This is a genomic window from Qipengyuania atrilutea, from assembly GCF_013370205.1.
GTDB classification, from domain to species: domain Bacteria; phylum Pseudomonadota; class Alphaproteobacteria; order Sphingomonadales; family Sphingomonadaceae; genus Actirhodobacter; species Actirhodobacter atriluteus.
The window spans coordinates 96,158-104,858 of sequence record NZ_JABWGV010000007.1 but is presented as its reverse complement, the minus strand read 5'-3'; the positions used below and the strand labels follow the sequence as shown (position 1 = coordinate 104,858).

Annotated in this window: 15 protein-coding genes and 1 pseudogene; 7 read left to right on the top strand and 9 right to left on the bottom strand. The window is 58.2% G+C overall.

The genetic code is table 11. From position 1 onward, the window contains the following. Positions 1 to 220: hypothetical protein (locus HUV48_RS14265; RefSeq protein WP_217906832.1), on the bottom strand; the 220-nt coding region annotated here is incomplete at its 3' end. Positions 221 to 464: 244 nt separating this feature from the next. On the opposite strand from HUV48_RS14265, the gene HUV48_RS13545 reads away from it, so the two are divergent. Further along, positions 465 to 761, top strand: coding sequence for a type II toxin-antitoxin system RelE/ParE family toxin (locus tag HUV48_RS13545; protein WP_176268262.1), 297 nt, complete (start codon positions 465 to 467; stop codon positions 759 to 761). A 50-nt stretch (positions 762 to 811) separates the two neighbouring features. After that, positions 812 to 1,159: a helix-turn-helix domain-containing protein gene (locus tag HUV48_RS13540; RefSeq protein ID WP_067673797.1), complete on the top strand. Its 348-nt coding sequence runs from the start codon at positions 812 to 814 to the stop codon at positions 1,157 to 1,159. A 92-nt stretch (positions 1,160 to 1,251) separates the two neighbouring features. Here HUV48_RS13540 and HUV48_RS13535 read toward each other — a convergent pair. The 3 genes and pseudogenes from HUV48_RS13535 to HUV48_RS14560 form a co-directional block, all read right to left on the bottom strand. After that, positions 1,252 to 1,431: pseudogene (locus tag HUV48_RS13535) on the bottom strand (DUF3768 domain-containing protein); the annotation flags it as partial. A 15-nt stretch (positions 1,432 to 1,446) separates the two neighbouring features. After that, positions 1,447 to 1,635: a hypothetical protein gene (locus HUV48_RS13530; protein WP_082834649.1), complete on the bottom strand. Its 189-nt coding sequence runs from the start codon at positions 1,633 to 1,635 to the stop codon at positions 1,447 to 1,449. Further along, positions 1,635 to 1,760, bottom strand: a complete 126-nt coding sequence (locus HUV48_RS14560; protein WP_257730376.1) for a hypothetical protein — start codon at positions 1,758 to 1,760, stop codon at positions 1,635 to 1,637. The genes HUV48_RS13530 and HUV48_RS14560 overlap by 1 nt, the downstream gene beginning before the upstream one ends. A 545-nt stretch (positions 1,761 to 2,305) precedes the next feature. Between HUV48_RS14560 and HUV48_RS13525 the strand changes: the two genes are divergently transcribed. From HUV48_RS13525 to HUV48_RS13510, 4 genes are all read left to right on the top strand, one after another. After that, positions 2,306 to 3,223: a DMT family transporter gene (locus HUV48_RS13525; RefSeq protein WP_063612637.1), complete on the top strand. Its 918-nt coding sequence runs from the start codon at positions 2,306 to 2,308 to the stop codon at positions 3,221 to 3,223. A 301-nt stretch (positions 3,224 to 3,524) separates the two neighbouring features. Beyond that, the gene (locus HUV48_RS13520; protein WP_063612638.1) at positions 3,525 to 3,890 is read left to right on the top strand and encodes a PRC-barrel domain-containing protein; all 366 of its coding nucleotides are present in this window, start codon (positions 3,525 to 3,527) and stop codon (positions 3,888 to 3,890) included. Between the two features lie 69 nt (positions 3,891 to 3,959). Next, positions 3,960 to 4,151, top strand: a complete 192-nt coding sequence (locus HUV48_RS13515; RefSeq protein ID WP_063612639.1) for a DUF3008 family protein — start codon at positions 3,960 to 3,962, stop codon at positions 4,149 to 4,151. A 135-nt stretch (positions 4,152 to 4,286) separates the two neighbouring features. Then, positions 4,287 to 4,700 carry a hypothetical protein gene (locus HUV48_RS13510; RefSeq protein ID WP_063612640.1) on the top strand — a complete coding sequence of 138 codons (414 nt, stop codon included), beginning with the start codon at positions 4,287 to 4,289 and terminating at the stop codon, positions 4,698 to 4,700. A gap of 72 nt (positions 4,701 to 4,772) precedes the next feature. Here the strand turns inward: HUV48_RS13510 and HUV48_RS13505 are convergent, their stop codons facing one another. From HUV48_RS13505 to HUV48_RS13495, 4 genes are all read right to left on the bottom strand, one after another. Further along, on the bottom strand, positions 4,773 to 5,486 hold the full coding sequence (locus HUV48_RS13505; RefSeq protein WP_063612641.1) for an RES family NAD+ phosphorylase: 714 nt from the start codon (positions 5,484 to 5,486) through the stop codon (positions 4,773 to 4,775). Next, positions 5,483 to 5,899: an MbcA/ParS/Xre antitoxin family protein gene (locus HUV48_RS13500; protein ID WP_063612731.1), complete on the bottom strand. Its 417-nt coding sequence runs from the start codon at positions 5,897 to 5,899 to the stop codon at positions 5,483 to 5,485. The genes HUV48_RS13505 and HUV48_RS13500 overlap by 4 nt, the downstream gene beginning before the upstream one ends. A gap of 273 nt (positions 5,900 to 6,172) precedes the next feature. Next, on the bottom strand, positions 6,173 to 6,400 hold the full coding sequence (locus HUV48_RS14630) for a GDCCVxC domain-containing (seleno)protein (RefSeq protein ID WP_082834648.1): 228 nt from the start codon (positions 6,398 to 6,400) through the stop codon (positions 6,173 to 6,175). Next, positions 6,400 to 6,795, bottom strand: a complete 396-nt coding sequence (locus HUV48_RS13495; protein ID WP_063612642.1) for a hypothetical protein — start codon at positions 6,793 to 6,795, stop codon at positions 6,400 to 6,402. The genes HUV48_RS14630 and HUV48_RS13495 overlap by 1 nt, the downstream gene beginning before the upstream one ends. Positions 6,796 to 6,862: 67 nt before the next feature. Here HUV48_RS13495 and HUV48_RS13490 point away from each other — a divergent pair, with 67 nt between their 5' ends. Beyond that, on the top strand, positions 6,863 to 7,267 hold the full coding sequence (locus HUV48_RS13490; protein WP_063612643.1) for a MerR family transcriptional regulator: 405 nt from the start codon (positions 6,863 to 6,865) through the stop codon (positions 7,265 to 7,267). 8 nt (positions 7,268 to 7,275) lie between these two features. Here HUV48_RS13490 and HUV48_RS13485 read toward each other — a convergent pair whose 3' ends face one another. Next, complete coding sequence (locus HUV48_RS13485; RefSeq protein WP_063612644.1) at positions 7,276 to 8,616, bottom strand: dihydrolipoyl dehydrogenase family protein; 1,341 nt, start codon at positions 8,614 to 8,616, stop codon at positions 7,276 to 7,278. Between the last annotated feature and the right edge of the window lie 85 nt (positions 8,617 to 8,701).

The window sequence follows — 8,701 nt, the reverse complement described above, 5'->3', positions numbered from 1 at the left end:
GAATGCGGCGTCGGCGCGGCGTTTTGTCGATGCAGTTCGTAGCCGACGCGGAAGCGCCAAGCACCGGATCGGAGTGGCATATCGGTCGGTTGAAAAGGCTTAAGCGACCGACTTTTCGCATCCGGTCGCTCTGGTTCCATGCGGTCGGCGGAGAATAGACTCCCCAATCTCCACACGAACTGCCGTGAATATATTGGGCGATGCGGAGATTGACGTCCATATTCACCGCAGGAATTGGCAGACGCCTTTGGCTGCCGTTCGGCATCGCCAAGGCGTCTGCTGAGCCGGATGGAAGACCTCGGTTTTGATCTCCGCACGGCGCGAGGGCGGTCAGGGAAGGTGGGGAACGTCCTACCAGGACGAATCCGAAAACATGGTTAGACGAAAGCTTCGCTTCGATCACGCTGGCAAACATCCCGACATACCCGATTGACAAATGTTGTCAGATATGACTACATCAGTTCATGTCGCGCCCAACGCTTCGACCGATTTCGTGGATCAAGGTAGCGCGCAAGGATTTCGGAGCGTTCCCGGCCCGTGCGATCGACAAGGCGCTCGATGCGCTGACGATCGTGGCCGATGGCGGGACGCCGGCCGTCGCCAAGTCGCTCGCTGGTCTTGGCTCCGGTGTTTGGGAGCTGGTGATCAAGGAGCGCGGCCGCGCCCACCGTGTCGTCTACGCCCTGCAACTGGATGACGATATCTGGGTGGTGCATGCCTTCCAGAAGAAGCCGACGAAAGGAATATCGACGCCGCAGTAGGAGATCGACCTCGTGCGCGAGCGGATCAGGCGATTGATGGAGATGCTGGAATGACCGAATACAAGGACGACATCGAACTGCTGCGCGGGTCCGGCAATGTCTTTGCCGAATTCGACGTGGCCGATGCGAGCCTGCGCCAGCTGCGCGCAATCCTCGCCGCCGAAGTGGTCAAGACGCTCGACAAGGAGAAGCTGACCGTCCGCGATGCCCAGGCCCGCACAGGTATCGCGGCGGCCGATTTCTCGCGCATCCGCCAGGTCAAGCTCGACCGCTTCACCGTCGACCGGCTGATGCGCATCCTCGACCGGCTCGACCGCGATGTTCGCGTCAAGGTATCGGTTGCTGCACGGCCCGAGCACCTCGCGGCATGTCGGCGCGGCATTGCAACATCTCGCTAAGAGTGGCCGGGCGCACGCCCGGCATGGTGATCTGGTCGGGGTCGGGTCCGGCGGTGTGGACCGGTGGATTGCGCCTGGTCATGCTCCACCCCTCAATATTCGCTGGCAAGCATGATCGTCAGCACTCGACGGGCAGTCGCTAGGTTGGCCGGGTTCTCGCTGCCGAACCGCAAATCGCGGTCGTAGGAATCGATCTTCCAGAACACGGTTTCGGCAAGTTGTGCCGGTCGCATGATCGTCCAATTTCCATCGCCGCCCTGATAGATCGTTCCGAAATCACGCGCGCCTTACGGATCGTTGTCCGGCACGAAGGCGTCGAAGGTCTCGATCAACTCACGCACCCGAGACCGATCTGCCTCGGGCAAGGCCCGGAATCCCTCTGTCGCCACGGCAACACCGGCCAGCCCCATCGCCTGCCGCGCCCGGTCATTGAGCCGGACAATTTTCTCGGTGCGTGAAAGTGTGCCAGCGGTCATTACACCGCCCTCCCGCCACTTTCGCAGATGTCGATCAGTTCGCCGAAATCCTTCTGCTCACCCAGTTCCTCGACGAGTTCTGGGAGAAATGGGCAATGCGCTGGTGTCCCAAAGACCAAGAACATCAATGGCTGCTACCGGCGGCTCTACTTGCAGGAGGCTTTTCCGGGTCTCTGCATCGACGAGCTCAATGAAGAGCACGCCACCAGATGGTTTGCCGAGGTCAACCAGCAAATGGAACCCGGCACTGCTAACAGGGCCTTCGGTTTTCTAAGGCTGACGCTCTTGCGTCAGCGAACTTTACATGCACTCTGATATGCTAACAATAAGTATCGGATTTAACATAAGAAGTATTATCATTCTAGCGGATCAGCTCGACCTGCCTTTCGGAACCCTTCCCAGGAAAGCTTGTGCGCGGATCCGCTACCAAGTAGCGCGCGTGGCCCTAGGACTGATCTCGGTCGGTCGCCGGATGAGCGGGTCACGTCCGTATCACTCCCAACCTCCCAATTCTCATCGCTCGAATACGTGCGATCGGGCTCTGGCGCAGCATAAGAAATAGACGAGATCCTTGAAGAACTGAGCTATCTGACACGAGACGCCGCCCGCGAAACGGAAACAAGACTATGTTTTCCAAGCGGAGCCCGGCATGCTAACTTTTTGCAGTATCATGGCATCCGAAAGACGCTCGACCGCTCCTGCGATTGTTGTGCAGCTTTTGCTGGGCATGGCACTCTTTGGCAGTGCGACGCCGCTCAGCAAGCTAATCGGGCAACAGTTCTCGGTCTTCACGGCATCATGCATGCGAATGCTGATCGCTTGTCTGGTCCTTGCTCCATTTACATGGCTGCTGACGAAACGGTTTGCCGGTGCGAAGCGGTCGGACTGGTGGGTGATTGTCGCGATTTCATTATTCGGGATGGTCGGTTTCACCGCAGCCATGCTTTTTGGTATGCGTCTCACTACAGGCGTGATCGGCTCGACGATCATGAGCGCAACACCGGCAGTGACTGCCGGCGCGGCCGTAGTTTTCTTCGGTGCCGCAATGAACTGGCGGACGTCGGGAGCACTGGCCCTTGCGGTCGCGGGGATAGTAGCAATCAATCTGCTACGAACGGAAGGAGGCGGAGACACGGAAGCTCCGATCCTCGGCGCAGCTCTTGTCGCAATGGCCGTGTGTTTCGAGGCAGCCTACACCCTGCTTTCACGGAAACTGTCCGACGGTATAAGCTCGCTGGAGGCCACGCTGGCAGCCTCATTGATTGCTGCGTTGGTTTTTGTTGTTCTGGCTATCGTTTTCGACCCCCAACCGTTCGATTTTTCCGACGTAGGTCAGACTGGGTGGTTTGCGGTAGCCTTCTGGGGCGCGGCTACAGCGGGGCTTGCTCCTGTTTTATGGTATAATGGTGCCCGCAAAGCGCCGGGAGCACTCACGGCAGGTGCTATGGCGGTCATGCCCCTCAGCGCGCTTGTGCTATCTTATTTGTTGCTCGGCGAACCTTTTCGCTGGTCTCACCTCTTGGGCTTTGGGTTGGTTTTCTCAGGGCTTGTTCTGATGATAGTCGAGCATTCGAAGTCGGAAGATTAGGCTCCGGACCGGGATTCCCAGAGCCGCCATAATGTGATCCCGCAGCGCCCCCCAGCAAGTTGCGCGCAAACTTGACGCGGTTTCCTGCCGTGCTGCCAGCCTATTCTCGACGAGAAAACCGCCGGGCCGTTCGAGCGCCTTGCTCATATTAAATGGCGATCAGCCTACTGCTTCAGTGACTAACCTTTGTTATCAAAGAGGATTTTTGCGACGAGCGGAGAAACTATCATCGCGGTGCGAGCGTTACTCCGCTGTGACCAAGTCACTCTTGGTCAATTTCAGTCGGAAAGGAGTTATCACGATGTCGCATCAAAACGTAAGGAGCAGCGATCTGATTGGCAGCGACCGCGTCGAAGGAACGGCGGTCTATGGGTCCAATGGCGACAAGATCGGTACTGTCGAACGTGTCCTGATCGAAAAACGCGGTGGTCAGGCCCGCGATGTCGAGATTTCGGTGGGCAGCTTCCTTGGTATGGGCGGCGAGTTGCACAGCCTTCCTTGGGAGAAGTTCGACTACAATACCGATCTGGGTGGCTATCAGCTCGACGTGACCGAGGATCAGTTGAAGGGCGCGCCGACCTATAAGGAAAGTGAGCGCGACACCGCTTATGACCGCGATTACCAGACGCGGTCGTACGACTATTGGGCGGTCACACCTTACTGGTGACGGAAGCCACGAACCGAGCGCGCACGAAGTGGCGAGAAGCATATTGAGTGGAGACGAGGAGCAGATACCATGCCGACAAAATCGAAAGCCCAGCAAAAAGCCGCAGGAGCAGCTCTGTCTGCGAAGCGCGGCGATACCAAGGTGAGCGATCTGCAAGGCGCTTCGAAAGACATGTACGACTCGATGAGCGAGGACGAGCTTGAGGATTTCGCCAAGGGCGAGCGCCAAGGGAAACCCGAGCACGCCGACAAGGATGATTGATCGCCGGTATCGCCGTACTGAAGCTTTGTCGATCAGGCGACCGCTCGCCCACCCCGCTCGGTATGTGATACAATAAATTGGTTCCGCGCGTCCTGATCCAAGACTCTGTTCGAGAGACTAGAGAGGCTTTAAACAATGGCGGAGGCTCAGGCGGTCCGCTTTGATGAAGCATTGGATATGCCGGAAAGCATAATTCTGGACGTCATGCGATGCTGGCGCGATGCCAAGGATCATGGCGAAGCGGTTCAGCCCTACATATACCAGACGCTGGCGCGGCATCGGCTTGAAATTCTCGTCCCAGTTTTTGATAGCCTGATGACCCTTTGCGAAGCGGCTATGAAACGATCCTTTGTTGCCGGCGAAGATGGCGATCGAAGCGGCGACGAAACCGCTCTGATCGATATGCTCGTCGATCCCGAAGACGCGCGAATTTATATCGGCTGCACTCAAGAAGATCGCATTTTGTTGAATTGCGCTTTGCGTTCGACACGATTGATGATGGAACAGGCGGTCGCGGGGATATCGACAGGCCGCCCACAGCAATATTAGACCAGAGCTGTCGGCGTATGGTCAGCGCCGCGTCCCTTCCAAAATTTCCGCCGAAAATTTGCATCTCACATGTCACACGATCCGAAACACTTCCCCTGTCCTGGTATCGCGGTAGAGATCAACCCGCTCCCCATCCCAATGATAATCAAGATGGCGACCCTGGATCGCATTTGAGGCGAGGTCGGGATAGAACAGGCCAGCACACTCGCCACTTTCGCGGCGCACGCTGGAATAAGCCACGCCGTTGGACCCGGCTGCCCGTAACTGCCCTCCCAGCGTTTGGCTTGCCGAATAGTCATTCGGATCCGCGGCTTTACTAAATCGTCCCTCATCCGCGCGGAGATCATGCAACCGCGCATTGATGTCCATCACGACCTCGCGGAATTGCGAAGTCCAGCCTGGTGCTTCGTTCGTGCGCGCCATGAAGCGGCTATGATGATGAATGGTTTCGAGCAGCGCGACCTCGAAGCTGTTGCCCGCATAGAGCACGCCATAGCTGCCGTCACTGAATCGCGTCGGGCGGTCGGGGCTGACATGGGTGAACGGTGCCATAAGATACGTCGCCCCCGGTCCGCCGACACGCCGTTCTTGCGGTACGAGGTCGAGATTGCCGATATTTTCCATCAATCGCGGATTGGTCTTTTGCTCCGCCGAGATGAGCAGCGGCCAGTCGGCAGGATCGGCAATATCCTCGAACAGATCGATCGGCGGATGGATGCTGCGGATGATACGGACCGCGTCTTGCCATTCAATGGTGGAAACCGGGACCGTGTCGGGATCGATCACCAGCCGCCACGCTCGGCGTCGAGATAGCGGCGCACCCGCATCAGATCGGTCAGTTCGCCGCCCAGCATGATATCGAGCGCGGAGCGACCCTGAAATGCGCTATTGGGTGCCTTGATCCAGTCATGGGCGCGCCGTGTCTCACGAAAGATATAGCGCAGCGCCTTGTGAATACCGATCAGGTTGGACAATCGCGCCTTGCCGTCGCGGTCGATCCGGCCGGGTTCACCGTCCGCTTTCCAGCGGCGGTAAGACCGCACGGGGACGTCAAGCAGTGTGGATGCCTGTTCGTCGGTCACATCCCATTTTCCGAACAGGTTTACCACCGCACGAAACATCGCAGCGGCCTCGTCATCGGTAATCGGGACGGGCCGAAAATCGCGAATTGCGGTGTCTACAGGCTGAAATGCAGTCATCATGATACTCCTATATGGCATCGTATGGGTCATATAGGGCCATTTGGCAACCTTCGTTTGTAATATCGGGGTTCTTGTCGCTTGCATTTCTCCTCGTTGAAATCGCTAGCGGTATCCTTACCCGAAGCTGGCTTGGCGGTGGTGAACCATGTGAGCGGTTCGCAAGCAGGCGTTGCGCGCGCCTACCAGCGCCCCAACTGGAAACAGGAAATAGGGCAAAGCCCTCGACGACTGGAACAGACATCTCGTTCGCACCGTTGGTGATGCGGTCCTCTACTGCGACGCGCCACAAGTGGAACCGCCGCCATTTTCGCGCGCCTCCTGAATGGGCGGACATGGCACATCTCCATAAGAGCAAAAGACGCAGCAGTCTCCGGCCAGCGGCTTCAGCCTTTTCTGGCAATGCGGGCACTCGTAAAAGAACCAGCATGCGTTGCTCGGCATGGTTTCGGTCGTGGCCGCTTCGCATTGGGGGCAAGTGATCGTGGAGACAGTCTGCATCAGGCTCCTCCGAGTGCACGCATCAGCGGTTGTTCAATAAAACCCCATAGCGCGGACAGAACGACCATCGCGGTGGCAATCAGCAATATCAGCCGGGTAGCGCTGCTGTGGGCAGGCTGCGCACAGCCATCAGCACTGCAAAAACGCACTTTGCGCAAGTGAAGAAACCACCCAAGGGCCACGACTAGGAAGGCTGCGATTGTGAGCGACAAGTGGTAGGGAACAAACCATGCGAGCCCTCCAGCGCCAAGGCCGACCGCGACAAGGGCCAAGGGCAGAACGCAGCAAGCAGCCGCGGAGAGAAGCGCAGCTGCACTTGCCAGTACTCCGACGCCAGCCACCCCGCGATCGCTCACGTTTTTCGGCTCGTCGTATTGGATAGTCTGCTCGGTCATCTTTGCTTCCGCTCGATTCGATCCCTATGTACTTCCTGTAGTAGATATAGGTGCAAGGAGATTCGACATGGGCGGCCTGTCGATAGGTGAGCTGGCGCGCAAGACCGGCGTCAATATCGAGACGATCCGGTATTTCGAGAAGATCGGAATGCTCGGTGCGCCGGAGCGCACAGCAGGCGGTCACAGGGTGTTCGACGATGGTCACCTTCGCACACTCAAATTCATCAAGCGGGCGCGCGAACTAGGCTTTGCGCCAAAGGAGGTTCGGACACTTCTGGACCTGGGCGGTCCTGCCAAAGCATGCTGCGACGAAGTGCGCAAGATTGCAGTTCATCACCTCGAAGAAGTGCGGGGCAAAATCGACGATCTCGTCCGATTGGAACGGCACCTAGCCGCCACCGTCGAGCAGTGTTCGGGCGGGCATGTGCCCGACTGCGCAGTCATAGACATGCTGGAAACCGCCCGGCCCTAGACCCACCCCTAGACCATGTATCCGATGTCAGACGCGCCGGTTGGATAGGCGAACATCGTAGTCTTCAGATCGTCCGCAGTGAGCCCATGGCGGATCGCCAGTCCGAAAATATTGATGGTCTGATCTGCGCCGGGTCCGACAAGGTGGGCGCCCAGTATCTTCCCCGTCTGCTCATCAACCAGTGTCTTGTAGCCGTAGACCGGTTCAGCGATCCGCCTGGCGGTGAACCATTGAGAGGTCCGCTCGCACTTTGTTCGAAATTTCAGCCCCGCCTCTTTCGCGTCGGCCTCGGTGAGGCCAACCCGGGCGATAGGCGGAAGCGTGAAGGCCACGCTCGGTACACCTTTGTAGTCGGGCTTGCGGTGATTGCCTTCGACGAGATTGGTCGCGACAACTTTTGCATCATGGCTGGAAACGGGCGTGAGTGGCGGCCCGTTCGAGGCAGCATCTCCGGCAGCGTAGACGGCCGGATTGCTCACGCTCTGCAGAAATTCGTTCAGCTTCAGCTTTCCGTTTTCGACTGCGACACCGCCCTTTTCGAGATCGAGCCGCTCAATCGCCGGGGCCCGTCCTGCCGCATGAACGACAAGATCGGCCGCAACCTCGATCGGCCCCTCCTTGCCACTCGCATGGACCGTATACTCTCCGTCCCGTTCTCGAATGGCATCGACGGTCGTATCGGTAATCACGCGGACACCGATCCGATTGATCGCATCCATGAGCCAGCTCACCAGTTCTGGTTCGAACTGCGTCAACATGCGCGGTCCCCGCTGGAGGATCGTTACCTCGGCTCCCGCGCGGGCGGCGATATGCGCAAACTCGGCGGCGATATATCCGCCGCCGACCATCACGATCCGCTTCGGCAGCGAGGGCAATTCGAGAAAGCCCTCATTGTCGATCAGGTGCTTTTCGCCCGGGATGACTAGAGGTATAGGTCTGGCTCCTGACGCAATCAGGATTTTGCGGTATTCGATTTCCTGGTCGCCTACGGAGAGCCGATCAGGCCCCGTGAATTTTGCCGTTCCATGCAAGGTCACGATGCCGGCCTCTTCATACCGACGCTCATGCTTTTCAGGCACGGGGTCGGTGAAGCTGCGCTTGAAGCGGATAAGGTCGGACCAATCGATGCGTAAAGTCCCCTCTACCCCGTGACCTGTCATTCGTTGTTTTGCTTCGATCGCTTCTGCGCCGGCCACCAGCATCTTTTTGGGATCGCAGCCGCGTAGCGCGCAGGTGCCGCCAAACGGTTTCTCGTCGACGACCGCGACTTTCCAGCCAGCTTTCGCAACGCGCATAGCGCAAACCATGGCTGCAGTCCCCGTGCCGATCACTACCAAATCGTATTCCATGTTCACTCTCCTGCCCGCTCAACGAAGCTGGAGCGGCTACAGGTTCCAATGCCACCATCGAAAGATCGGTGAAAGGCAAAAGTCA

Excerpts from the sequence above, each read along its gene's own strand:
- HUV48_RS13545 (WP_176268262.1), top strand. The coding sequence starts at position 465 with ATGTCGCGCCCAACGCTTCGACCGATTTCGTGGATCAAGGTAGCGCGC.
- HUV48_RS13540 (WP_067673797.1), top strand. The coding sequence starts at position 812 with ATGACCGAATACAAGGACGACATCGAACTGCTGCGCGGGTCCGGCAAT.
- HUV48_RS13530 (WP_082834649.1), bottom strand. The coding sequence starts at position 1,635 with ATGACCGCTGGCACACTTTCACGCACCGAGAAAATTGTCCGGCTCAAT.
- HUV48_RS14560 (WP_257730376.1), bottom strand. The coding sequence starts at position 1,760 with ATGTTCTTGGTCTTTGGGACACCAGCGCATTGCCCATTTCTCCCAGAA.
- HUV48_RS13525 (WP_063612637.1), top strand. The coding sequence starts at position 2,306 with ATGGCATCCGAAAGACGCTCGACCGCTCCTGCGATTGTTGTGCAGCTT.
- HUV48_RS13520 (WP_063612638.1), top strand. The coding sequence starts at position 3,525 with ATGTCGCATCAAAACGTAAGGAGCAGCGATCTGATTGGCAGCGACCGC.
- HUV48_RS13515 (WP_063612639.1), top strand. The coding sequence starts at position 3,960 with ATGCCGACAAAATCGAAAGCCCAGCAAAAAGCCGCAGGAGCAGCTCTG.
- HUV48_RS13510 (WP_063612640.1), top strand. The coding sequence starts at position 4,287 with ATGGCGGAGGCTCAGGCGGTCCGCTTTGATGAAGCATTGGATATGCCG.
- HUV48_RS13500 (WP_063612731.1), bottom strand. The coding sequence starts at position 5,899 with ATGACTGCATTTCAGCCTGTAGACACCGCAATTCGCGATTTTCGGCCC.
- HUV48_RS14630 (WP_082834648.1), bottom strand. The coding sequence starts at position 6,400 with ATGCAGACTGTCTCCACGATCACTTGCCCCCAATGCGAAGCGGCCACG.
- HUV48_RS13495 (WP_063612642.1), bottom strand. The coding sequence starts at position 6,795 with ATGACCGAGCAGACTATCCAATACGACGAGCCGAAAAACGTGAGCGAT.
- HUV48_RS13490 (WP_063612643.1), top strand. The coding sequence starts at position 6,863 with ATGGGCGGCCTGTCGATAGGTGAGCTGGCGCGCAAGACCGGCGTCAAT.
- HUV48_RS13485 (WP_063612644.1), bottom strand. The coding sequence starts at position 8,616 with ATGGAATACGATTTGGTAGTGATCGGCACGGGGACTGCAGCCATGGTT.